33 protein-coding genes and 1 pseudogene are annotated in these 21,614 nt (G+C 36.4%); 1 reads left to right on the top strand and 33 read right to left on the bottom strand.

Going from position 1 to position 21,614, the window contains the following annotated elements:
- The 17 genes from AC3WVA_RS27855 to AC3WVA_RS27775 all read right to left on the bottom strand — a co-directional run bounded on the left by AC3WVA_RS27855 (window position 1) and on the right by AC3WVA_RS27775 (window position 15,077).
- Window positions 1-840, bottom strand: a complete 840-nt coding sequence (locus AC3WVA_RS27855) for a phage tail family protein (RefSeq protein WP_492322369.1) — start codon at window positions 838-840, stop codon at window positions 1-3.
- On the bottom strand, window positions 837-5,828 hold the full coding sequence (locus tag AC3WVA_RS27850; protein WP_492322368.1) for a phage tail tape measure protein: 4,992 nt from the start codon (window positions 5,826-5,828) through the stop codon (window positions 837-839). Before AC3WVA_RS27850 ends, AC3WVA_RS27855 begins: the two co-directional genes overlap by 4 nt.
- A 191-nt stretch (window positions 5,829-6,019) precedes the next feature.
- Window positions 6,020-6,367, bottom strand: a complete 348-nt coding sequence (gpG, locus tag AC3WVA_RS27845) for a phage tail assembly chaperone G (protein ID WP_440032923.1) — start codon at window positions 6,365-6,367, stop codon at window positions 6,020-6,022.
- Between the two features lie 57 nt (window positions 6,368-6,424).
- Window positions 6,425-7,009: a major tail protein gene (locus AC3WVA_RS27840; protein WP_440032924.1), complete on the bottom strand. Its 585-nt coding sequence runs from the start codon at window positions 7,007-7,009 to the stop codon at window positions 6,425-6,427.
- A gap of 2 nt (window positions 7,010-7,011) precedes the next feature.
- Window positions 7,012-7,371, bottom strand: a complete 360-nt coding sequence (gene gp17, locus AC3WVA_RS27835; protein ID WP_492322367.1) for a tail completion protein gp17 — start codon at window positions 7,369-7,371, stop codon at window positions 7,012-7,014.
- Window positions 7,368-7,802 (bottom strand): HK97-gp10 family putative phage morphogenesis protein, encoded by a 435-nt coding sequence (locus AC3WVA_RS27830; RefSeq protein ID WP_492322366.1) that lies wholly within the window; start codon window positions 7,800-7,802, stop codon window positions 7,368-7,370. Before AC3WVA_RS27830 ends, gp17 begins: the two co-directional genes overlap by 4 nt.
- Window positions 7,795-8,118, bottom strand: coding sequence for a phage head closure protein (locus AC3WVA_RS27825; protein ID WP_492322365.1), 324 nt, complete (start codon window positions 8,116-8,118; stop codon window positions 7,795-7,797). Before AC3WVA_RS27825 ends, AC3WVA_RS27830 begins: the two co-directional genes overlap by 8 nt.
- Window positions 8,115-8,375, bottom strand: coding sequence for a head-tail connector protein (locus AC3WVA_RS27820; RefSeq protein WP_492322364.1), 261 nt, complete (start codon window positions 8,373-8,375; stop codon window positions 8,115-8,117). Before AC3WVA_RS27820 ends, AC3WVA_RS27825 begins: the two co-directional genes overlap by 4 nt.
- A gap of 14 nt (window positions 8,376-8,389) precedes the next feature.
- A complete protein-coding gene (locus tag AC3WVA_RS27815; RefSeq protein ID WP_492322363.1) occupies window positions 8,390-8,692 on the bottom strand; it encodes a fibronectin type III domain-containing protein in 303 nt (100 codons plus the stop codon).
- Complete coding sequence (locus tag AC3WVA_RS27810; protein WP_492322362.1) at window positions 8,667-9,809, bottom strand: phage major capsid protein; 1,143 nt, start codon at window positions 9,807-9,809, stop codon at window positions 8,667-8,669. The genes AC3WVA_RS27815 and AC3WVA_RS27810 overlap by 26 nt, the downstream gene beginning before the upstream one ends.
- Window positions 9,810-10,556, bottom strand: coding sequence for a head maturation protease, ClpP-related (locus AC3WVA_RS27805; protein ID WP_492322361.1), 747 nt, complete (start codon window positions 10,554-10,556; stop codon window positions 9,810-9,812). It lies immediately after the preceding gene.
- On the bottom strand, window positions 10,543-11,766 hold the full coding sequence (locus AC3WVA_RS27800) for a phage portal protein (RefSeq protein ID WP_492322360.1): 1,224 nt from the start codon (window positions 11,764-11,766) through the stop codon (window positions 10,543-10,545). Before AC3WVA_RS27800 ends, AC3WVA_RS27805 begins: the two co-directional genes overlap by 14 nt.
- Window positions 11,767-11,777: 11 nt before the next feature.
- Window positions 11,778-13,484 carry a terminase large subunit gene (locus AC3WVA_RS27795; RefSeq protein ID WP_492322359.1) on the bottom strand — a complete coding sequence of 569 codons (1,707 nt, stop codon included), beginning with the start codon at window positions 13,482-13,484 and terminating at the stop codon, window positions 11,778-11,780.
- A gap of 9 nt (window positions 13,485-13,493) precedes the next feature.
- Complete coding sequence (locus tag AC3WVA_RS27790; RefSeq protein WP_492322358.1) at window positions 13,494-14,027, bottom strand: phage terminase small subunit P27 family; 534 nt, start codon at window positions 14,025-14,027, stop codon at window positions 13,494-13,496.
- Between the two features lie 160 nt (window positions 14,028-14,187).
- Window positions 14,188-14,415 (bottom strand): hypothetical protein, encoded by a 228-nt coding sequence (locus tag AC3WVA_RS27785; protein WP_492322357.1) that lies wholly within the window; start codon window positions 14,413-14,415, stop codon window positions 14,188-14,190.
- Between the two features lie 4 nt (window positions 14,416-14,419).
- Window positions 14,420-14,773, bottom strand: coding sequence for an HNH endonuclease (locus AC3WVA_RS27780; protein WP_492322356.1), 354 nt, complete (start codon window positions 14,771-14,773; stop codon window positions 14,420-14,422).
- Window positions 14,763-15,077, bottom strand: a complete 315-nt coding sequence (locus AC3WVA_RS27775) for a hypothetical protein (protein WP_492322355.1) — start codon at window positions 15,075-15,077, stop codon at window positions 14,763-14,765. Before AC3WVA_RS27775 ends, AC3WVA_RS27780 begins: the two co-directional genes overlap by 11 nt.
- 368 nt (window positions 15,078-15,445) lie before the next feature.
- On the opposite strand from AC3WVA_RS27775, the gene AC3WVA_RS27770 reads away from it, so the two are divergent.
- A complete protein-coding gene (locus tag AC3WVA_RS27770; protein WP_492322354.1) occupies window positions 15,446-15,625 on the top strand; it encodes a DUF8096 family protein in 180 nt (59 codons plus the stop codon).
- Window positions 15,626-15,672: 47 nt separating this feature from the next.
- On the opposite strand, the gene AC3WVA_RS27765 is transcribed toward AC3WVA_RS27770, so the two are convergent.
- The 16 genes and pseudogenes from AC3WVA_RS27765 to AC3WVA_RS27690 all read right to left on the bottom strand — a co-directional run.
- Entirely contained in the window at window positions 15,673-15,921 is a 249-nt protein-coding gene (locus tag AC3WVA_RS27765; protein WP_492322353.1) for a hypothetical protein, read from the bottom strand.
- A 208-nt stretch (window positions 15,922-16,129) separates the two neighbouring features.
- Window positions 16,130-16,366, bottom strand: a complete 237-nt coding sequence (locus tag AC3WVA_RS27760) for a DNA translocase FtsK (RefSeq protein WP_492322352.1) — start codon at window positions 16,364-16,366, stop codon at window positions 16,130-16,132.
- A gap of 44 nt (window positions 16,367-16,410) precedes the next feature.
- Entirely contained in the window at window positions 16,411-16,614 is a 204-nt protein-coding gene (locus AC3WVA_RS27755) for a hypothetical protein (RefSeq protein ID WP_492322351.1), read from the bottom strand.
- 6 nt (window positions 16,615-16,620) lie between these two features.
- Window positions 16,621-16,821 carry a hypothetical protein gene (locus AC3WVA_RS27750; protein ID WP_492322350.1) on the bottom strand — a complete coding sequence of 67 codons (201 nt, stop codon included), beginning with the start codon at window positions 16,819-16,821 and terminating at the stop codon, window positions 16,621-16,623.
- Between the two features lie 31 nt (window positions 16,822-16,852).
- Window positions 16,853-17,092: a hypothetical protein gene (locus AC3WVA_RS27745; RefSeq protein WP_492322349.1), complete on the bottom strand. Its 240-nt coding sequence runs from the start codon at window positions 17,090-17,092 to the stop codon at window positions 16,853-16,855.
- Window positions 17,093-17,174: 82 nt separating this feature from the next.
- Complete coding sequence (locus AC3WVA_RS27740) at window positions 17,175-17,432, bottom strand: DUF2829 domain-containing protein (RefSeq protein ID WP_021729068.1); 258 nt, start codon at window positions 17,430-17,432, stop codon at window positions 17,175-17,177.
- A gap of 95 nt (window positions 17,433-17,527) precedes the next feature.
- A complete protein-coding gene (locus AC3WVA_RS27735; RefSeq protein ID WP_000475602.1) occupies window positions 17,528-17,728 on the bottom strand; it encodes a hypothetical protein in 201 nt (66 codons plus the stop codon).
- A gap of 921 nt (window positions 17,729-18,649) precedes the next feature.
- On the bottom strand, window positions 18,650-19,021 hold the full coding sequence (locus AC3WVA_RS27730) for an ArpU family phage packaging/lysis transcriptional regulator (protein ID WP_000441079.1): 372 nt from the start codon (window positions 19,019-19,021) through the stop codon (window positions 18,650-18,652).
- Between the two features lie 237 nt (window positions 19,022-19,258).
- Window positions 19,259-19,675: a RusA family crossover junction endodeoxyribonuclease gene (locus AC3WVA_RS27725; RefSeq protein WP_492322348.1), complete on the bottom strand. Its 417-nt coding sequence runs from the start codon at window positions 19,673-19,675 to the stop codon at window positions 19,259-19,261.
- A 1-nt stretch (window position 19,676) separates the two neighbouring features.
- Entirely contained in the window at window positions 19,677-19,853 is a 177-nt protein-coding gene (locus AC3WVA_RS27720) for a hypothetical protein (RefSeq protein ID WP_492322347.1), read from the bottom strand.
- Between the two features lie 44 nt (window positions 19,854-19,897).
- Entirely contained in the window at window positions 19,898-20,107 is a 210-nt protein-coding gene (locus AC3WVA_RS27715) for a hypothetical protein (RefSeq protein WP_492322346.1), read from the bottom strand.
- A 74-nt stretch (window positions 20,108-20,181) separates the two neighbouring features.
- Entirely contained in the window at window positions 20,182-20,373 is a 192-nt protein-coding gene (locus AC3WVA_RS27710; protein ID WP_492322345.1) for a DUF6877 family protein, read from the bottom strand.
- Window positions 20,374-20,409: 36 nt separating this feature from the next.
- Complete coding sequence (locus AC3WVA_RS27705; RefSeq protein WP_492322344.1) at window positions 20,410-20,652, bottom strand: hypothetical protein; 243 nt, start codon at window positions 20,650-20,652, stop codon at window positions 20,410-20,412.
- A gap of 54 nt (window positions 20,653-20,706) precedes the next feature.
- Window positions 20,707-21,123, bottom strand: a complete 417-nt coding sequence (locus AC3WVA_RS27700; protein WP_492322343.1) for a hypothetical protein — start codon at window positions 21,121-21,123, stop codon at window positions 20,707-20,709.
- 37 nt (window positions 21,124-21,160) lie between these two features.
- Window positions 21,161-21,391: a hypothetical protein gene (locus AC3WVA_RS27695; RefSeq protein ID WP_492322342.1), complete on the bottom strand. Its 231-nt coding sequence runs from the start codon at window positions 21,389-21,391 to the stop codon at window positions 21,161-21,163.
- A gap of 38 nt (window positions 21,392-21,429) precedes the next feature.
- Window positions 21,430-21,614: pseudogene (locus tag AC3WVA_RS27690) on the bottom strand (dUTP diphosphatase); the annotation flags it as partial.

Genomic DNA, 21,614 nt, shown 5'->3' with positions numbered 1-21,614 from the left:
TTATGAAAAATAATAAAACCTAAAGTCAAATTTAATTTCAAAGCTACCTGATGCACCTGTTAGCACAAATTCATTCCAGCCAGATTTTAAAGTTATCAATCCCCAATTAGTGGACCCGAAAATACTCGTTCCATTTTTCGTTGCCTTTACGCCATTTAATTCAATAACATTTCCACTAGCCGATTCTCCTGCGTAACTCCACGCATCTCCTGTAGTTACATTTTTTATTGCTAGATTTTTACTAGCACCACTATATCTAATTTTTAATGGCATAGATCTGGGATTAACCGTCACATCTCCTGCGTTATAAATGCGGAAAAATGGAGTGTTATGAATATACTTTGTATCTTCTGCGATCAAGCCTTGACCAATTTGCCACAATTCTGAATCAAATGTAAAAGAGTCTAGTGTTGTCCCAATCGATTCACAAAATGGAGAGGCTGATTTAAAAGTAATGTCAAAAACCCCATAAGACCCATTTCCTTTTGGTTCTATTTCATATCTTGACGCTACTCTTACTTTCCATCGTTTTCCTGGTTCCCTATTGGTAGTTATATAGAAAGGTTCTTGTGAAGCAAACAAGCGGAATATTTCATCCCTAAATAAATAAAAGTCGTAAATATCTCTCGAACGAAAGAATATTCGCGACTTTATACTCTCCTGAGAACCAAAACTACCACCAGGCAAATCAATATCACCATGACGGCCAAGTATCTTTTCGTATTGTGCATTAAATATAGGAGAAGATGGCAAGAACATAAGGACTTTTATTTCATTATTTGAAGACATAAAAAACTTCTGTCCATTAGATTTTGTAATAGTTAATGTTTGTTCACTCATACTTTCACTCCTTGCACAAATAGATCTGTACTATATTGATTCCCTTGTAATAAATCCAGTGGAGATAGTAAAACTTCTGCTAATGCTCTATCATTAATAACAATTTGCAATGGTTTTTTCTGAACTAATTCGTAATTATTAGGTGTATATGACTTGCTTGATTGACCTGAAACTGTTGAGAAACTTGGAATATTTCCATCTACATCAGATGATTGATTTAAAACATATTTAACACCCTGGTTTACATTAATGCTACTAGGAATACCTTCGTTAAACAAACTCATTATGTTTGAAAGAGAGTTCTTATTAAAACCTTTTCTTAACGAATTGTAGGCTGAATAAGCTAAATTAACACTTTCCTTTTCAACATTTCGAGTACTTTGAGCAATACCGACCTCAAAGCCTTCTCCAAATGGTTTACCTGCACCATCACGTACAAGCCTTGATGGTGAGTTTATATTTAATGTTGCCTTCATTGCTTCAAATGCACCTTGAGCTAATCCAGACGCTACTCTAGAAATATATGAACCTTTTCCACTCATCCCTGAAGCAAATCCCTCTGCAAAGCTTTCACCCACACCATTTGCACTTACACTTCCCAAACCTGATTTACCCGACTCAGCTACATTTTTACCACTTGCACTAGCTTGTCCTTTTGTATTTTCAAGTCCTTGGGCAAACCCACTGCCTCCTTTTTGACCAGCAGGGTTACCATCAATAGTATTGAATCCTCCATGGGCTGAAGCTACTGCTTCCAGCGCACTCCCTCTAATAACTCCATTTTGATTAACAATACCACTCGCTAGTCCTTGTCCGCCTTGATTTCCAGCTGGGTTACCATTAATGGTATTGAAAGCACCGTGAGCACTGGCAACAACTTGCAAAGCGCTTCCTCTTATATATCCATCTTGACTAATAATACCTTGCCCTAATTCGCTACCGCTTTTACTACCGCCGCCACCATCAGTGGTACTTCCCATAATTCCCTGCACCGCTTGTTTCTTTCCTGTCGCCGCATTTTCTGGAGCTGTATTATTAGTAATACCATTAGCTTGTGTTTGACTTATATCAAATCCAACTTGGGTTAAATCTAACTTTGCACCATTTTGAATTAATGCAGCGATAGCTTTAGCCGCTACTTCAGCGTTGATTGAACCATTTTGCATTCCTTGAACAAGTGTCTGCACATTAAATTGTCCTGCTGCTCCAAGGTCAACTTGAACATTACTTTTAATATCTAACCCCATAGTCTGTGCAACCTGAGGTAAAGATAACGCTCCAATCTGCATCCCATTAATTAACGTTTGAATGTTGTTTTGTCCTTCTTGTGTAGCATCAACTTTCACACCATTTTTAACATTCTGTTGGAAGAACTGAAATACCGTATCAAAAGATAATGTCCCATTTTGAAGTCCTGTTATCCACGAATCCATTGTCATTTTTCCGTAGATTCCAAGATCGATAGTTGTATCACCTTGCATATTCTTGTTTAGAAATTCTCTTACTTGACTGGTATCTTTCGTTTTAATACCATCAATCCATTTTTGCATGGATTCAATACCACTTTGAGAAAGATCTACTTTATAAACATCTTTTAACTTATTAACATTTGCAGTTGCTACTGCATTACTATCTATTTCGCCTTTTTTCATCTTGTCTAGGAAAGTATCTATTGTAAATTGTCCCGCTGGCCCTAAATCAATTTTCATCTTCCCATCTATTTCTCTTGCCATAGATTCAGCCAATAGTCGAGAAGATTCTGTTCCTTTCTGCAACTCTCCAACATACATTCCTATACTTTCAATTTTAGATTTACCATATTGTAATTCGAATGCTAATAATTTATCTTTATGATCTTTTTCAGCTTTTTCTTGTTGACTATTAAAACGTTGAGAAACTTCTTCGTATGTCTCTCTTCCGAAAAGATAGGCTTTTGTTTTCTCTGCCCACCCTTTCTTTTCCGCCTCTATTTTGTTAGCATTTGCAAATACAAGAGAGGCATCTTCTGCCTTTAAATGTTCCTCTAATTTTTTAAATCCATCACCGCGTATGCCTTGTAAAGTAGATACGTGTTCTGCTTCATACAAAGCAATTGCATCTAATGTAGCTTTCCGTTCTTCAGGTTTTATTTCGCCCATTTTGAAAGCTTTTTCTACATTTTCACGCCAACCTTTAGTTTGTTTTTCTAATGATTTAACACCATCATCATAAACCTTTATAATACTTTCGAATCGTTTTCTACCTGCATCTATTGATAACATGCCACCAGATTCGATTTCTTTTGAGATGGATGTAATTTCTTTTGCTTTCGAATAAAACTGTTGAACATTTTTATCTGCTACCTGTAAAGCTTGGTCAAACTTTTGAGCAAAATCTTTCGGCATTTTCATGGTATCTCCTTGATACCTTTTTATGCCTTCTTCTAAAATCGATTCAGCCTGCGTAGCTACTTCAATTTCTTTATTAATAGATTCAATTACATTATTTTTCACTTGCTCTAATGTTTTTTGAGCACCCTCTGGGACAGAACCCATTAACTGACTAAACATTTTATTAAATTCGCTTTTCTTTCCTTCTAATTCTTTGATGACTTCATTTGTCATACGTTGGAAAGCCTTAATAGTTTCATCAGCAGCTTTATTTGCTTCTGCGCCTGTTTTTAGTTTTAAATCGATCATGCTATTAATAGCTTTATCTTTTAAATCTATATACGCGCCCGCAGCTTGCTTTGTCCCTTCACTTACTCGTCCACCGAATTTAGAAGTTTCTTCACTTGCTTTTTGTGATTCGTTAATAAAATATCCAATAGCTGCTGTTGCACCAGCTATACCTAATACCGTTAAGCCTACAGGGCCTGTTAATGCAGTAAATGCCGTCCCTAATATCGCTACAACTCCACCAGCACTTGCAATAGAAGTTGTTAATATACCAACACCGGCTATCACTCCACCTATCCCTGCTAAGATTGTAGCTCCTACAGCTGCAATTGCAGTTAATCCAAAAACGACACCCGCACTTATTGAAATGAACTTTTGCATGCCAGGAGAAAGATTGTTAAATCCATCAACAAGAAACTGAAGGCCACTAACCATGGTGCTAACAACTGGCATTAGAGCGTCACCGATCGTTTTCTTCATAGTATCAAACGCTCCGCTCAGTTCTTCAATTCTACCTTTCATGGTATTCATCTTTGTTTGAGCAGTTTCTAACGCTGTAACCTTTGACATTTCGGTATACATATTTTTAACGCCGTCTGCGCCCTCTTTATAAAGGATATTAGCTGCACGAATTGCATCTGATCCAAAAAGCGTATACATATACGATTGTCTTTGCTCAGCTGTAAGACCTTGCATTGCCATCTGAACAACTTCTGCAATATCGGCCATACCTTTTAAATTTCCATTCGCATCAAAGAAGGCATTATGCATAATCCCCGTGCTAAACGTTAATTTTTGGAATGCTTTTTCTGCCTTTTCGGAACCAACCTTAACTCCAGCTTGTTTTGCTGCGTATTTTTCTAAAGCACCTGTTACATCTTTAAATGATTTTGAAGCTGGTTGAATTCCTTTTTCTCCAAGAAATTGCATAGCCTTTCCAGTATCTATTGATATCAATCCAAGCTCACTAAATAAATCGTAAGCTTCATTTGACTTAGGAATTAAGTTAGCTAACATGGTTTTTAATGAAGTACCTGCATCCGAACCCTTTAACCCGTTTTGCGCAAATAGTGCCAACGCTGTTGAAGTATCTTTAAAACTAAGCCCCACACCAGCAGCAACCGCTGATACCATTGATAAACCAAATTTCAATTCACCTACACTGGTTGCAGAGGCGTTCGCGGCACCTGCTAACAAATCAGCTGCTTCAGATACTGATAAATTATCAGCCTTAAATGCATTTAATGCTGTTGAAGCAATTTCAGCAGCATCTGCAAGTTCTAATTCTCCAGCAGAAGCTAAGTTAAGCGCTCCTTCAAGACCACCATTGATGATATCAGTAAGTGAAACCCCAGCTTTTATTAATTCCTCAATACCTTTTCCTGCTTCTACAGATGAGTACTTTGTATCCTCCCCGTATTTAACAGCTAATTTGGAAAGAGTCTCCATTTCCTGTCCTGTAGCACCAGATACAGCCTTTACGTTGGCCATCTGTTGTTCGAAGTTTATAGACTCTTCAACGGCCGACTTCAATCCGCGCCCCATTGCATACGCCATACCACCAAATACTAATCCAATCTGCATACCAGCATTTTGCAAGTTGTTCCCCATTGTTTCGAGGTGTCTGCCAGTATTCATCATCCTATTACTTTGTTCATCAAGATGTCTGTTAGCTTGTTGTAATTCTGTCTCGAACCTATTTAATTCAGTGGTTGCTCGGTGTAATTGTTCTGCGTATCTTTGCGTAGATTGGCTAGTGGCTCCCTCAGCTTGTTGCGAACGATTGTAGGCATCACTTAACTGCTGTACTTTCTGTCTCTGGGTATCAACCATTCTATTTAGAACATCAACCTTCGCGTGTGCTTGTTCGGATCTATTCGCAAATCCACCCATACCTGTACTTACTGATTGAAGTTCAGCTTGTAATGCCTTCATCGTATTTGAAAGTTTATCAATACCCTTTTGTTCTGCTTGCCTATTTACTTGTTTCAATTCATTTTCGAATCTATTTAAATCAGCTACTGCTTTGTTAACTTGTGATGCATAACGCATAGTCGCTGCATCATTTTCACCAAGTTTAGCCTTATTTTGATCATAAGCTGCCCTTAAACTTTTAACTTTTTCTTTTTGGGCCTCAATAATACGATTTAGTACATCAACCTTCGCTCTAGTCTGATCGCTTGCATTTGCGAATCCACCCATACCTGTACTTACTGATTTCAATTCGTTTTGTAAAGTTTTTACCGCGCGACCGGAAGTAGCGATACCTTGTCGAAAATCAACGTTATCTAAGGAAAGCCTAACGACTAAATTATTTATTTCATTCGCCAACACCTCACCTCCTTAAAATATCTGGTCGATGTATGCAAATTGTTTTTCTGTTTGTTTATTCGCTTTCTTTCTGACCAAACGCAAATAATATATGATATCCATTTCATCTATCTCGTTTAATTTATAGCCCTGATCCATTAAGGAGAGATACATATCTTCAAAGAAATCTTTTAAAGTTGTAGTCTCTCCACTTATTCGTTTGGGTCAATATCTTCTTCACTTTCGTCTGCACCTATAGCTTCGACTACACCAGTTGTGATGTATTTAAAGAATGCTGCAATTGTTTTATACATAAATCGCGTATCAATTCCATCCAAAAATTCATCTGTAGTAAATTGATTCCCGAATCCTCTACAAACAAAATCAATTAGGATATCTAAAACTTCTGTTTGCGTTTCTTCAAATTCGATTTGTTGGCTTCTTAGGTACTTTTCCTCTAAATCTGCCCCTTCACGTCCAATTCGACCTGAAATGAAACTAGGTGAGTAAAACGCCTTTTCTTTTCCATCTATAAACAACGTGACTTTCATCTTTTGCATTTTTTATAACTCCTTCCATTAATAAAGAAATAAAAAACGAGGGGATATTCCCCCTCGTTACTTCGTTAACGTTCCACCAGTTGATGCGTTAGGATTAAACACCTTTTTAAACCAATTCGTTGCCATATCGGCAGTGAAATCAGTCATATCTTCATCACCTGTATACTGCCAATCGCCATTATTATCTGTTTTGATAAATGAGCCCTTAATTTTTGGTGTTTGGAAGTTTACCTTGTCACCTTTTGTTTCGTATGATTCCTCAACTAATTCGAAACGGCCTTTTAACATCCAGATATATCTGTATTTGTTTGTTGATTTCAAAGCTCGGAAACCTAGAGCTACATATGGAGCGATATCAGAAGCGTTTTTTATAAGTACACCGTTTTTAATGGTATGCCCTAATAAATCAGCTTGAACATCTAACGGTAAGTCCTGTGCTTCAAATTCAACCTCGACTTCACCAAGAGATGAAACTGTATCGGCTGGTCCATCATCAGCATATAAAGTTTCTGAAGATGTTTTAGGTTTAATACTAGCGTTGATCGCCCCAATAATATTTTTTACTGTATCGTGTTCCAGAACTGTTTTATCATCCGTTTTCACCTTTGAATAATGTAAATCTTTTAAACCGACTAAAGCCATATTTATTCCTCCTCGACTTTTTTAAATCTCATTGCGTAATGAAATATTTGTGTATCATCTTCATATAAATCAGCAATTGCATACCTCGTAAAACCAATACCCTTCATAATCATATCGACTTTTGAATGAATTGCTGTTGTACTGTTTTTTGACCAAATATCTATTTGAAAAGTGATTTCACTTGATGTTATTTCATCATCTGCAAACGAATCTGGTACATTGTTTAGTTCGAAAAATGTAATCCTAGGAAACTCATCTGCATTTCTTGCTTTCCTATAATAGATTCGTTTTCCCCCTAAAACAGATACAAGCTCTTGATTATATTCAAGAGCTTGTAAAATAACTGGACGTAAGTTCTTCAAAGCTTCAACCTCATTTCGTCTCTGAGAATATCTGTCATAGCACGAACGGCTTCAGTTTTTGAAGAACTAAATCCAGGTTCTATAAAAGGCTGAGCTGGCATTTTTGAGGTCCCCCATTCTACAAATTTCATATAGAAGAAAGGAGATCGGTCAGCCTTATCTATACCAATCTTAACTGTTTTCAAGCCATCCTCATTCTTTGCCTTTGTAACGCGAATGTTATCAGCGGCATGTTGGCCTGTACGCCATGGTTCGCTTTTAGAAGCCGGTTTCGGGCTAGCACTTCTTGGTGCATATTCTGATATTGACTGACGAATAGGTTCAGCCCCTGCTGCAAGCGCCCTGACTTCTATTTTGTCCCCTCTTAATCCCAAATTACTAAGTTCGGATATTAATTGATCAAATCCCATTAAATCTACACTATTAGCCATTCATACCACCGCGCTTCCACATGATTAGTAGTGTATATTTTTCAGTAGGAATTACTGAAACAATCTCATACATTTGATTTTTATATTTAATCTGCATATCTGCAGTAACATCTTCTCGATATCGAATTTCACTTTTTCCTTGAACAGCACTGTTTGTTGCTGCCGCTTGGAAGTATTCTCTTCCCTTCAAGAAAATGAATGAACCCCAAGTAGTAAATGATTCTTTATATCCATCAATCGGTTCGCCATCATCGTTTTTTGCATCTGGATCTTTCATATAAAATGCTAGACGTTTATTCCTTTTAGCTAATGTCATAAAGCTTCACCTTCATATTTCATTTGAAGGATATTGCTTTGCAAAGATCTTTCCAATTTCCTATATGAATCAGGATCATATTGGATTGCTACATAAATTATTACTGACAATCTATATAAAGCTGAATCCTTCTTCTCAGAAACTCCAGCATTAGTAAAATATTCTTTTGCAGAATCAAGTAAAAGAGTGAGGTTCATATCGTCCTCACTCCCTTCGATTCGTAAATATGCTTTTACTTGTTCAAGCATATCGTTCATATGCATACCACCTATCAGCCACTAGATGCCGCTGTTTTCACTGATAATTCAGCGCTTAATGGAGAAATCAATCCATTGTTACCTACAGATTTAACTTGATATGAATACGTTGTATCACCAGTTAAACCAGTATCCTTATAAGTCGCTGTTAACGAAGTTCCTACTTGTTTTCCATTACGGAATACTTGATATTCTTTAATGCCCCCATCGTACACAACAGGAGACCAACTGATGTTGGCCGTTGTTACTGTAGTAGAATCAACTTTTAATCCTGTTGGCGCTTGGGGTGGATTAGGGTGTAACTTGCACTTCTGCAATGCGGAATGCTGATTTTAATTTAATTTTGTGATCAAACCATGCGGTTAAAACGAATAATTCAATACCTGTTTTTACATCTTTGTCACGATCGTAAAGCATTTGCGGGTCGTAGTTAAAGTGAGAGTATCTGAAATCACCAACAACAGGATTTACTGCTGAATCACAGAATTTAACTGGTTTACCTAAAACCTGTTCTGGTTGAGCGTTGTATAGGGTAGTGCTACCATTAGCAAGTGTTTCAATGATTTCCATATAATCCGCATAGCGCATTTCAATTGTTGCATTTTCACGAAAATCTTCATGTAAATCTGCAACTGCAGATTTAATAGCTTTATATAACGTGTCGCCCTTTACTGACTTAATGCCAGCTTTATAGAATGACATAGATTCTTCACCAGTTTTTGGTGTTGTAGCGAATGCTACTTTTTTCTCTTTTGCTGATAGACCACTTTCTAAAGCTTGATCAACAGTTTGTACTAAATTTGTATCTGTAGCTGCTAAAATAGTTTCTGAAATAGGAACAAAAACCTTGAATTTGTTACGTCCGAAGACTACAACATCGCCTTCTGCTTTTAATTCTTTTGCTGTTTCTGTATCAGCAATAAAGTCATCGTCATCTAATGTGAATGTAACTTTAGGGATTTCAAGATTAGTTACACTTGTAAATGTAGATACATCTCTTAATGGGTTTTTAACAAATGGTTCATGCAATAATTCATTAGTCATTGTACTTGGAAGAATCTTTTCTCCACCAGTTGAATTTTTATCCCCTAGTGCCGCTCGTGCTTCCTGCGATAAAGAACCTCCACGGATTGTAACACGAACTAGTTCTGCTTTTGCTGCTGTTTTGCGGGCTTTTGGATCTTCACTTTTTAGTCCAGGAACACCTTGTTCTTGCTTCGCTTGAATAGCTTCGCGTTGAGCTGCCTCTTTTTCATCGTGTTGTGCTTTTAGAACTTCAAAACGTTCACTTAATTCATTTTTCATTGATTTTAAGTTTTGTACTTCTGTAATTGGTACATTCGGGTCAGCTGCTTTAGCAACAATATCATTTTCCACTTGTACTAATTGATCGCCTACTGTTTTCAAACTCGCTTTTAGTTCGTATAAATTCATTTAAATTCCTCCTAAAATTAACTTCACTTTTTCGCTACTAGCTTTCGCTTCAGTGATAAGTTGTTTTCTATATTCTTGGTCTTGAACATTATTGTCTTTATTTGACTTATTAGTTTGAGCTAATAAGTCTTTTGGAGTGTTTTTATATCGATTAAACATATCTTTACTTACACTTGCTGCAATCTCAGTCGCCGATTCAACAACATCGCATAAACCATAATCTAAACACTCCTGCGCTGTTAACCATGTTTCATCATCCATTAACTTCGTTAAATCTTCTTCTGAAATACCGTCACCAGCTTTTTGCATGTACGACTGTCTAATAGATGTATTTACTTTATCTAGCATGTCTGCAGCTTCACGTAAATCATTAGAATTGCCTGCTGTATATAACCATGCATTATGAATCATCATCATTGCATTGGATGGCATATGAATCGTGTCTGCTGCCATTGCAATTACACTTGCAATAGACGCGGCTAATCCATCCACATGTACATTTACATGTGCCTTGTGGCGTTTTAGCATATTGTAAATCGCAACACCCTCAAATACATCACCACCAGGGGAGTTAATATAAACGTTGAGTGTATTGATATCACCCATATTATCTAACTCTTGTTTGAAGCTTTTTGCTGAATGAGCATAATAGCCTCCACCCCATGAAGCAATTTCTACATATAAATAAAGATCTGCTGTATCATCTGTTTGGTTTTTAAATTCCCAGAACTTCTTAATTACCCTCACCTCCTTTCGATTCAGTTGTTCTTTTACTATTTCTTTCTGAAATAGGTGTATCAATTGGGTACAAGTCACCACTAATAAGTAGTACATCACCACCATCTACAGGCGGTAATTCCTCATATGCCCTAACTTCATTAGGTTTGAACCAACCTGAGCGAATCCCTTTCGAGTAAAATTCACCTCTAGTTTGAATATCTCCACGTAAAAGAGCGTTCACGTTAAACTTAAAAGTAAGTCCTCGTGAACGCTCTTCAACGGATAGAAGCTTTTTATTAAATTCTTGTTCATACATTCTTACAATTGGAATCAACGTGTTTTGTAAAAACTCTAATGATTGTTGTTCCATACTTGAAAAGTTAGCATTACTAAAATCTCCGAGCATGTGAGGCGGTATATTGTAAACCGTAGCCACTCGAGAACGTGTTATTCGTTCCACCTCAAATACCTTTGTGTCAATAAAATCTCGGCTTATTTCTTTTAAATCCGAACCATTATCTACAATAATTACGCCGCTTCCATTTGTAGAATAGAACTCTTTGAACGATTTAAGCATTGATTTCTTCTTATCGTCACTCATATTAGTTGCTATCTTTAATACAAATGACGCTTTAATTCCATTTTCCATTTGCGCTAAGCTAAACTCTTTTACTTGTGCATCATAATCAAGAGAATCCCTTAGAACGTGTATTGGCTTGATACCTTTATAACCAGAAGTATGAATGTGCTTAACGTGAATCATATCCATATTATGAACATAATACCGTTGCCCATCGTCACCATGTATTTCATAGTAAAGTTCTTTTGACTTCTCTTCTAATACCGGTTCCACTCTAGTTGGGTCCAAAATATCTAATGCTTCAACCTGAAATCGATTATTATAACGCTTTAAAGCATATGCATTTCCTTCAATATCACGGAATACTTCCATTGTTCTAATGAAATCAAAGCTTGTCATATTGGGATTCGGGGAAGTATTCATTAAATCTGCCATTCTGTTATTAGTAATAGGATAAAAATCTTTATATAACTTCAATGGCAATGTTGCCAATGAATTAGATAACCGTGAAACAGCTGCAAATATAGTTTCGTTATTTGCTAGAACATCATGGTTTTGCCAACTCCGTTTATTATTTGGACGATTCCATTTTGCGAAATTTTCATCTGTAATCTTTCTTTTTCGGAAAACATTCTTTATATTGTTCATAAAACCCATATTTTCACCTCCTAGTCATTAAAATTCCACACTTCAACTACAGGTTCTGAGGAAATCATTAGCATAGCTCTAACATGAGCGTTAATTAAAGAAGCTATAGGGTCTATCCTCTCAATTGATTTAGCTTTATCCAGCATAATATTCCCGTTATGATCTTCTTTAGTTATCGCGTTCCCAATCGCCCAATCTAAAACAGGATTTTTATCATGAACAACGTTTTTAGAATACACTTCTTCTCTGAAATTTTTAGATGGCTCGCCTAAAGTGCCTATTCCTTGCCTGATTTCTATCATCATATACCCTTCAGATTCGAGGTCCTGTGCAAATTGGCTTGCATTCCAAGGGTCATAGCAAATTTCTTTAACAATGATTCCATATTCTTCTTCTAAATTCTTTATATATGTTTTTATGAAATTGTAATCTACAACACTGCCAGGAGTTGTAGTAATGTATTCCTGTTCGTGCCATAAGTCATAACGGACCTTATCTTTCTTTACTTTTTCTCTCATTGAATCTTCCGGCATAAAACTATGACTAAATACGTTGTATTTATCTGCCTTAATAATGATCCCGAGCGATGTTAAATCAATTTTCGCTGATAAATCGATGCCCAATATAGCTTCGTGACCTTCAAAATCCTTCAATTGAAGGTTATCATCACCACAATCATTCCATTTAGACATATCCATATATCCGCTGTCTTTCATATCAACCCAAATATTCATGTTCTTAGTTAAGAAATTCCGCATTTTTTCAGGAACGTCAAGGGCGATTTGAAGCTCACTCCTCAGGAATTTAAGACCTTCCTCGTAATTAGCAACAATAGGGTTAGCTTTCACCCAATTTCTTTCATCCTTTATATCGTCGCCTTCATCAAGCTCGCAAATCATTACGAAATATTCTTCATTTTCAACAGGTAAATTAGGGTCCAATATCTTGCTTACATACTGATACTCAGTAAAACATGGTTTCGAAAGGTCAAAACCTGCTGTTGTAATGACTACCATTAATCCTTCTGGCCGTGCTACCATACCTGAAATAAGTACATCATATATTTCACTAGTATCATGTGCATGATATTCATCGATTACAGAAACACCTGGGTTCGTTCCATCACCAGTTTTTCTTGCTTCTTTTGATAATGGTTTGATAATTGAACCGCTCTTTATATGAGTGATTTTTCCGTAGCTATCAGTAAATTTCCCTTTTAGCATGTCTACCACAGCGATTTGGCTTAATACTTCATTGTAAACTAAGGAAGACTGATCCCTTCCCCATCCAGCTATATAAACCTCTTGTTGTTCTTTAGATAAGAAACATTCATAGGAGCAAATTATCGCTAATAACTGTGATTTTGCATTCTTACGAGCGAGTTGAATATAAACCTTTTTAATTTTCCTTCTATCGTTGTCCTTGCGTTTCCAACAAAAGATATTTGCGACAACGAATAATTGGAAATCAACTAGTTCTATTTTTTTTCCTGCAAGGACACCCTTCGTATGCTTGAACATAGATGACCATTTATAGAAACGATACAATTCTTCGATATCAAAGTAGTACTCGAATTTATCATCTTGGATACAATTCAAGTCACGTAAAAACAATTCACATGCTCGTATATGCTTCTTACATGCTGGTAATTTCTTATCTACAATGTCTATTGCATACTGATAAATTCGCAAATACAGGCTTTGAGCTGATACAATTTCATTTTTCATCGCTCTCACCTACAATCGATTGCCAAATAGCTGTTCTTCCTCTGTTTTTGGTGGTTCTTGCCCACTCTTTGGCATAACTAACTTACATCTCGAAGTGATAGTTAGTCCTAAATCACTGGCCGCTTGTCTACATTGTTTGAACAGCTTATCCTGATTAATGAGTAAATCTGTATAAACATCATTTGAAACGGTATCTTCTATAGTTTCGACTGCATTACCATCTTGATCAGATTTTATAAATTTTTCTATTTTTGTTGGTGAAGTATCTAACAAAGTTTCTGTTACTTGCCAATACATTTTTTCAGACAATAAATAACGAGCTAGTGCATCGACATCAAGATTAGACATAATCCCGATCTCTACTAGCTCGTCAGAAATCCTTTTGAATTTTCTTCTTAAATCTTTTGGGAGGTAAGTCGGTGCTTTTATCCTATTATTAGGCGCTTTAATTTCTTGCGACTTCCGTTCCTCAATTTCTTGTTTTGTTAAGTTCTTTTTTCCTTTATATACAATCAAGTCAATTGGTTGCCTTGGCCGTGCCATCTTCTTACCTCCTTTCAGATTTTTAGTTTAGGGAGCCCTGACCGCCGTTTTTGAAAATTTCATTTAGGGAATTTTCTGCGCGTGAAGCGGGGCGGCGGTCTGGAGGGTCGCCCGCCTTCAAATGTTCATAAGGGGGGCTATATACAATTACGGATTTGTTTTAGATTTTGAAAATATATTTTTCTCCACAATTCGGACATACCTTTCGTCCTACTTCTTTATCATCAGCAAAGTATTCTTCGAGCTTAATAGCATCTTTAATACAATAATCATCTTCAACAGTACTCAACTCATCTGCTAATGAATTCAAGTGCTGTGCAACAATCCTCATCTTCGCTACAGTATGTCCTGTGTTCACTATTAGATCCAATCCTATTTTTCTTTCCATTTAATCACCGCCTATTCCCATGAGCCTTGTTATGGCATGCATTACATAAACTTACTAGGTTATCTATATCCAAACGTAATTCCCAGTTCTCTTTAACTTCTACTTTATGATGGACCATATCAGCAGGTTTCAGTATTCCTTCTTTAAAGCATTGTTGGCATAAGTTATTATCTCGTAACAATGCTTGTCGTCTTACTGTTTGCCAAGCTGTACTGTTATAAAACGTAGTGGACCTACTGTCACGTTGTACCCGGTCATAATAACGGGTAGCATTTTTGTTATGGGTATCACAATAGCGTTGGGTTGTAAGCTCTGGACATCTCGGATGAGCGCACGGCTTCTTCGGTTTACTTGGCATTCGATTCGACCAACTCTCTCACTCTATCCAGTGCCACCGTAACCTTCTGATTAGTCTCTTGTAATTCATCCCATACCTTTTGTTTACGCTTAACACTTGTGGCCTTCTGTAATCTAAAGCGTAGATTCTTTTGATGTTGCATTAACTTCCTTACTAACTTATCAGCATAGAAGCAATTCTGCTCTACACCACATTCAGGACATACAAAGTAATGTTCTTCTATATCTTCAATAATACGTTTGTTTTTAATCTCTTTAATTTTGTATTCATGTTGGCATTGACTACACATTACATTTGTTTTCATTTATCACCCACCACCTTATATATTAATAGGAAGAAACTCGTTATAACTCCCCCTCATGGTAATCCCAAATTTAGTATTGAAATTCTCTAAAACTCGATGTATTATATTTTTGTGTTTTTCTCAGTTCCCAAGCCGAGAATACATCATCACTTCTGAAAAGGACCCGAACTCCAGCGGGTTCTTTTTATTTACTTGAACTCATTTTCGAATTATTGTATTATATTTTCGGGTCTTGCTCCATAAATCATTATCAAGAGAATCTGCAGGTTTGTAGGTTCTCTTTGTCAAATAAAAACATCCATTATATGAACGCTTCATGTTATTATGGTAAAGCTGTATTAATTCAGATTGATATGTAGGTGAGACTAATGGAAAATAAAGAGCATGAACAAAAGTACGATCTAAACAAGATATACACATACACAGAGCATCCCGATAAGATCAGCGGTCGCTGTGATAATTGCGGCAATTCCGCATTCAAAAGTTCCGTTAAAAATTTCATCTATTTAAGAGAATGCCGCAATTGCGGCATGAAGAAAAGTATCTAGCCCAGGTAGGGCTTTTTTCTTTTTAAACTAAAAAAGCAGCAGATTCGCTACTTCAATTGCTCAACTATCTCCTTAAATAACTTTTGCCCTTTTTCCGGATATCTTTCTAATCCACCATCAGCAAAGTATTCACCTTCACTATTTATCATTTCAATTAGCACTTCACCTTTTTCCCAAACCTGCAGCGAGAACGCTACACATGATTCGAATTCTTTTAACGCTTCTTCTCTGTCTGCGGTAGCTAACTTAATATCCGCATAAGCTTGGTCCCACATCATAACTGTATAGATCAGCACGAAATCACCTCAAATAAATTTAACATTCAATTTATCTAACGCACTATTAATCAACATCTATATCATAATAAATTAGTTAAAATGTATGAATAGGTAAATAGGGAAGAATATAGACTTATTACAGAAAGACATATACCTATATCTATTTCTAATTTATAAGACAAAAATGTCTATTCATCTATATATAACTACAATTTGTAAGCTATCTCTATTTTTGTCTAGGTCTATATTCTTTTACTAATACGTCTCTTGGATGTAAATTAGGTTTTTCAGGACCAACAATACCTTCTTCTTCTAAACGTTTTACTATCGTAGCCCCTGCAGTGTAACCGATTCGAAATCTACGTTGAATGAAAGATACAGATACTTTTTGCTGTTCAATGACAAATTGTTTAGCGTGCTCATACACACTTTCTACTACCTCTTCGGTCTTGCTGTCCAACATGTTTCTCCCTCCTCTATTTTTGTTCGTTGTGTTCGTTTGTTTTGTTAAATATAGAAATGCAGGATATATAAGAAAATCGTCGCTAATATAAATCCAATTACTATCCCTTCAAATGGAACTCTAATTGAATCAATTAATAACTCTTTATATGAAACATACGGGTCGTCAAACAATGCGTTAATGATTAACCATGATACAAATGGAGTTACTAGGCTTAACGAATACAAAATAACTGCCGCGTGCAGCAATGTCCATCACTCCTTATCGTTTTCACGATTAACCCTTACAGAGCCCCCAAATACAAACATGCCTGATTCGGTAACCATAACGCCTTCCTTATCTTGCATCATTCCGGCTCTATGACCAACTTCATATCCTCGTTCATATCCTGATGTAAAACCTTCTGTACGAGCTTCATATAAAAGTCTGTTTAATTCTGTCTTGGTTATCTTCATCCCCTCGCCCCTTATCTTTCCTTAACAACAATCAATTCCAAAAACGTTCTGCTGCTTTCTTACCTAAATAAGCGAATAAACTTTTCACCACAATAGCTAATGCCCATACAATTGAACTAACTGTGAATACTGTCATGTAGCTTACATCTAGTTTAAATACAAAGCTAATAATCCAAGCAATCCCTAACCATATGGCTGACCATGCTCCAAACGACAGAATCAAAATCCCTAATATAGCTAATGTAAATACTGCTCCTAACCCTTTAAGCATTCCATTATCTCCTCCTTAACAACAAACAAGACGCCACCCAGATCACGGCATCGCCTATGATAATTGCTATTGGTTTAATCAATTACAATTCAACCCAATCATTTGCCAACATATCAGATTGTGAAGCTAGCCAACCAACAACAATTGTATTTTGTGCAGTTTTCATTGCAACAGTATCTACAAATGAAGGTTCTCCTACATACTCACCATATCCGTATTTTAATCCCTTAGATAATTCATTGCCTTTAATTAGATACAAGAACATATCTTTCCCATTCCAACCTTCACGTGCAACTCTTTCGCCTTGTTTTAATAATTCTAATGCCGAACCAAAGTCCATCATTCATCCTACTAACCAAATGTCCATTTTGTTCAATTTCACGTTTAATGTGTAATTTCTATATAACAAAGAAAAAAGCACCCATTACGGATGCCTTAATACCATTCCAGTTCTCTTGTATAGTGCCACCATTCATCTTCATAGTAGACCTTTAAACAATCTTCTTCTTCATCCCAGACAATATCCTTCACATTAATTAAAGCGTATTTTTTCTGGTTTTTAGTACCGAATGCTTGCATATGCCTTTCGTGTACTTTAATAAACAATTCATATTGCTCTTCCGTTAACTTGAACATTTCTTCATCCCACCTCTCTAACCTTATCTATTCGACAGAATAAAAGAATATCCTACAAAACAAAAAGCCATCACCGAAGTGACAGCTTTAAAGGGGATGGGAGAAACATTCACGAAAGGGGAATTTCGCAATCATTTCAAGGCTGAGTACTCTCAACCTTCTCAAAACAACCGATACATACAATGTGACTCAGTTTTTTAGCTCTTTAGCTATCCTGGTTATCGTGTTCGGTTGCTTGGAGAAGGAAAAGACCTTCTCGTTTATGCTCCGTAGAGCCGGCCAATACTTCAGCTACTGCCTTTGCAAGCCGATATCGAATTATAAAGGATTTATATCAAGACGTATGTGTTTCTTCCGACGCCTTGTTTTAGCCAATATACAAGGAGGACAGTAGACTGTCTATATTGACTAAAACAAAGAGCGGATGCTCTCTGCTCGTTTAATCGTTTAAAAGAAGAACCTTGACTTACATTAGTAATTGTCGTGAGCAACTCCTTATAAATCAATTGAAACTTCTTTTATAACTCACAGTTCATTTAATCTAACAGACCAATATCCCAATTTGTAAAAAGATCCATATTAACATTGAAATCAAGAAATCACATGACAGATGTGTTTTTACTACCTATGAGCCTACAAACGAAAGGCGGTACGCTTATACACTCAATGAGAAGTAAAACAGCATGACGAATGCGAGTAATCTCACACCCGCCACACTGGAATATGTCATTGTTAATCGTTTAAGGGAATCTTACCACCCTTACGGCGAGATTCTTACCGCCCATGCCCGCCCTGCCGCGGTATACGTTAAGGAGTACTAATCCTCTTCGATATGCGGTTTTCAAAGAGCTTGTACCTATAATTTATAATTTTTAGCATTTTATTTAGTCCCCCAAAAAGTTCGCGTTTTGTTCGCTGTTTTTAGATTATTCCTAGCGCAGTAGCAATCAATTTAACCGCACTCTGCTTCTTCTCATAGAAATATGTCTTCTTGAGTAGTAGATCATGATAAACATCTGAATCTTTTACTCTCTCGTTCGTCAGGAACTTACGCTCAACGATTTTACGCTCATCCTCATCTAATAAATTGTTAAGCGCCTTTTCTACCTGCTGCACCTTCCATTTACTCGTATTTCTTGAATCACGTAACTCAGGGAATAAACTAATCCCTTCCTGCTCCACATCATTACTGAATCTCATTTTGAGTGCTCTGTATTCCTTTAATACGCTTACTACTTCCTTTTGTACTTTCTTATCATCAATAGCCGGTAATAATGTTAATTGTCTCTCCATGAAGGAATCCCCCTATTTCGAATTTTGGTTTTTACATTCACATCAGGTACGTGAAATTTTACTATCTCTTTGTTGAATAAGGGAAACATGCTTAGTAAAGTAGCCCCCACCAATCTACTCTGCATGGTTCCGTTATCCATTAAATCCAATCGATATAACTAAATTGAGCTGGTCTAGAAAAATACACATCTATAACTCTATCGTTACCTTCAATACGATCCCAAACATATATCTTTGTCATCCGTTCAGCTCCTTTATAGTTACTTCGACACGTGGTTTCTCTGAATACCATTTACTTACCTTTAGATCTACAACCTGGCTGTCATCATGCCATATTACCTTGTTAAGTGAGTCTTTTACTCCTTTCACATAATTATCAACATCTGGTTTTGTTGTTGGTCTTAACAACCCTTCTTCTGCTGCTAATGCTTTCTTTTTGGAGAATGACTTGAGAGAAGGCTTGTACACCTTCACCTCAAGTTGTAATGGCCCTTCTAACAATTTCTCTGGTGCATACTGCGATGCTACTAATCCTACATACTGCTTAAAATTTCTTGATTTCATTGGGTCTCTCATATTTATCTTTCCGTTGCGAATCCCTGCTCTTGGTCTGCCTTGAGCCACAGGTTCTCCTAGTACTGTGAATTTAATCATGTTATGCCTCCATCTGTTCTTTACACTCTTCAAGAAAATCAATAACTTCCTGAACATGTTCCTTTGTTGTCATACTCTCCATCACGTATCCTGCATCGTTATAAACATTAACCTTATCCCCTGTGAACTCCATTCCGCACATTCCGTCTGCACCTAATAGCTTTACGTTACCTTCCATTCTTTTAACCTCGCTTTCTATTAAAAGGATTATTTTGTTTGGTTTTATAAAGCTCTCTTTTCCCTAAGTAATTGAATGTTATTGATTACAACTGTATGAGCGTTACATTGTTCCTTTAATATATCCATTAAATCTAGGACATCTTTTCTACTATTTAACTTCGAACGACTATTGAATACATACGTACAATCCGCATTACTGTTCTTTTGGTAATACTTATAAGAAATTAAATACTCAAATCTACGTGGCCTCATTTCCCTCTACCCCCCTAAATAAAACTCAATATTCCGTCAATACTGTAGACAACCCATTTCTATTACCTGAGCAGTTAGCTTTTGCTAGCTGCTCTTTGTTTTTCTAAAACTCGTTCAGCATATCTTAATTGTTGTAATATATATGGGTCATTTTCATCGCCACTACCGCCACTTGCAAACCAATCTCCAATCCTTTTATGAATATCCATAACCACTGTGAATGGCAACTTACTAGCGATTTCGTTTATCTGCTGTAGGTATGTCATATCCATTCCTCTTTTCTACAAAATGAAATTTTTATACTAATCTTCTATCAGGTTATTAACTAATGAACGTAATTTCTTAATTTCTTTCTTTAGGGCACGTTTTTCATCATCAAGTTTTTCAATCTCATCCTGATAAAAATAATAAGGCTGATTACCGCACCATATTTTATACTCATCATTATCAGGATCATAATTTACTGATAAGCATGAAGGTGGTTCTAAAGACCCTACTACTTTCATCATTTCATCCCAAGTTTTCGCTGTCGTATACATCGACAAGTGTCATCCATCCTTTCTGCCAAATAACTATTTTGTTTAGTTTTCCTCGGACTCTCATTCCACCTTTTTAATCGCCCACAAGAGGTCAGCTAATTTCGGCATTGTCATTAGGTACAATCTTTCCTCTGACCCATATGGTTTATCAAAGTTTATAACTACAGTGTCCAATCTTCTAGTTGCATTGCAATACCCGTTGTTGTCATATTTTCGATCATAATATTCATACATATCTGACCCAGCTGAATTTCCATACTTAGGTGCGAAATCAGGTTTTACTCGCTTCCCTAATTCCGTTAGGTAGTTTATAAGGCTTGTAGATTCTTCTTTATCAAATAAGAACTTTCCACTATGGTCAGTATCGGCTAAAAACTCAACTGATTTAGATTTAGGAGACACATATAATTTACTTCCTTGCGCGTCTTCAAATACTACTACTTCTCTGTTTTTAAAATTTCTAAAGTTTATACTCATAACCTAATCCCCTTTTGTACTCAAATAACGCTTTTGTTTAGTTTTGTTCTTTAGGATGACCACATGCTTCTGTATAACTCCAATAACCTTTACATTTAGTTGAATTAGGTGTCATTTTGAAATCAGCTAAACTTTCAGAGGTACACATTTTAGAATTTTGAGTGTTTGGATGATAAAAATTCCAATAACATTCTGTACAACTACAATCTAAGTCTTGCCCTTCTTGAACCTTATCAATCTTGGAAAACAACTCACCGAAATCTAACATTTAATTACCTCATTTCTTAATAAAATTCAAATTTGGTCTTACTTTACACCCGTACTCCCAAATCCACCTGTGCCACGATCACTCTCTGAAAGCTCGTCCACTTCAACAAAATGAGCTGTTAATACTGGCGCTATGACGCCTTGGGCGATGCGGGTTCCCTTTTCAATTACATGAGCTTGCATGTTTGTCGCTTTTGGTACTTCAGTGTTATCAACCAACACCC

This window comes from Bacillus sp. EB106-04-02-XG92, from assembly GCF_058791995.1.
Note: the sequence above shows the minus strand (reverse complement) of the source record. Positions and strands in the feature narration are given on the sequence as shown.

Excerpts from the sequence above, each read along its gene's own strand:
- AC3WVA_RS27820 (WP_492322364.1), bottom strand. The coding sequence starts at position 8,375 with ATGAACGATATGCTTGAACAAGTAAAAGCATATTTACGAATCGAAGGG.
- AC3WVA_RS27700 (WP_492322343.1), bottom strand. The coding sequence starts at position 21,123 with ATGAGTATAAACTTTAGAAATTTTAAAAACAGAGAAGTAGTAGTATTT.
- AC3WVA_RS27710 (WP_492322345.1), bottom strand. The coding sequence starts at position 20,373 with ATGACATACCTACAGCAGATAAACGAAATCGCTAGTAAGTTGCCATTC.
- AC3WVA_RS27750 (WP_492322350.1), bottom strand. The coding sequence starts at position 16,821 with ATGAAGATAACCAAGACAGAATTAAACAGACTTTTATATGAAGCTCGT.
- AC3WVA_RS27840 (WP_440032924.1), bottom strand. The coding sequence starts at position 7,009 with ATGGCTTTAGTCGGTTTAAAAGATTTACATTATTCAAAGGTGAAAACG.
- AC3WVA_RS27740 (WP_021729068.1), bottom strand. The coding sequence starts at position 17,432 with ATGGACTTTGGTTCGGCATTAGAATTATTAAAACAAGGCGAAAGAGTT.
- AC3WVA_RS27855 (WP_492322369.1), bottom strand. The coding sequence starts at position 840 with ATGAGTGAACAAACATTAACTATTACAAAATCTAATGGACAGAAGTTT.
- AC3WVA_RS27790 (WP_492322358.1), bottom strand. The coding sequence starts at position 14,027 with ATGGCACGGCCAAGGCAACCAATTGACTTGATTGTATATAAAGGAAAA.
- AC3WVA_RS27775 (WP_492322355.1), bottom strand. The coding sequence starts at position 15,077 with ATGAAAACAAATGTAATGTGTAGTCAATGCCAACATGAATACAAAATT.
- AC3WVA_RS27810 (WP_492322362.1), bottom strand. The coding sequence starts at position 9,809 with ATGAATTTATACGAACTAAAAGCGAGTTTGAAAACAGTAGGCGATCAA.
- AC3WVA_RS27715 (WP_492322346.1), bottom strand. The coding sequence starts at position 20,107 with ATGAGGCCACGTAGATTTGAGTATTTAATTTCTTATAAGTATTACCAA.
- AC3WVA_RS27800 (WP_492322360.1), bottom strand. The coding sequence starts at position 11,766 with ATGGGTTTTATGAACAATATAAAGAATGTTTTCCGAAAAAGAAAGATT.
- AC3WVA_RS27770 (WP_492322354.1), top strand. The coding sequence starts at position 15,446 with ATGGAAAATAAAGAGCATGAACAAAAGTACGATCTAAACAAGATATAC.
- AC3WVA_RS27720 (WP_492322347.1), bottom strand. The coding sequence starts at position 19,853 with ATGGAAGGTAACGTAAAGCTATTAGGTGCAGACGGAATGTGCGGAATG.
- AC3WVA_RS27795 (WP_492322359.1), bottom strand. The coding sequence starts at position 13,484 with ATGAAAAATGAAATTGTATCAGCTCAAAGCCTGTATTTGCGAATTTAT.
- gpG (WP_440032923.1), bottom strand. The coding sequence starts at position 6,367 with ATGCAAAAGATGAAAGTCACGTTGTTTATAGATGGAAAAGAAAAGGCG.
- AC3WVA_RS27725 (WP_492322348.1), bottom strand. The coding sequence starts at position 19,675 with ATGATTAAATTCACAGTACTAGGAGAACCTGTGGCTCAAGGCAGACCA.
- AC3WVA_RS27785 (WP_492322357.1), bottom strand. The coding sequence starts at position 14,415 with ATGGAAAGAAAAATAGGATTGGATCTAATAGTGAACACAGGACATACT.
- AC3WVA_RS27760 (WP_492322352.1), bottom strand. The coding sequence starts at position 16,366 with ATGTTGGACAGCAAGACCGAAGAGGTAGTAGAAAGTGTGTATGAGCAC.
- AC3WVA_RS27830 (WP_492322366.1), bottom strand. The coding sequence starts at position 7,802 with ATGGCTAATAGTGTAGATTTAATGGGATTTGATCAATTAATATCCGAA.
- AC3WVA_RS27735 (WP_000475602.1), bottom strand. The coding sequence starts at position 17,728 with ATGTTCAAGTTAACGGAAGAGCAATATGAATTGTTTATTAAAGTACAC.
- AC3WVA_RS27730 (WP_000441079.1), bottom strand. The coding sequence starts at position 19,021 with ATGGAGAGACAATTAACATTATTACCGGCTATTGATGATAAGAAAGTA.
- AC3WVA_RS27745 (WP_492322349.1), bottom strand. The coding sequence starts at position 17,092 with ATGCTTAAAGGGTTAGGAGCAGTATTTACATTAGCTATATTAGGGATT.
- AC3WVA_RS27695 (WP_492322342.1), bottom strand. The coding sequence starts at position 21,391 with ATGTTAGATTTCGGTGAGTTGTTTTCCAAGATTGATAAGGTTCAAGAA.
- AC3WVA_RS27825 (WP_492322365.1), bottom strand. The coding sequence starts at position 8,118 with ATGACATTAGCTAAAAGGAATAAACGTCTAGCATTTTATATGAAAGAT.
- AC3WVA_RS27780 (WP_492322356.1), bottom strand. The coding sequence starts at position 14,773 with ATGCCAAGTAAACCGAAGAAGCCGTGCGCTCATCCGAGATGTCCAGAG.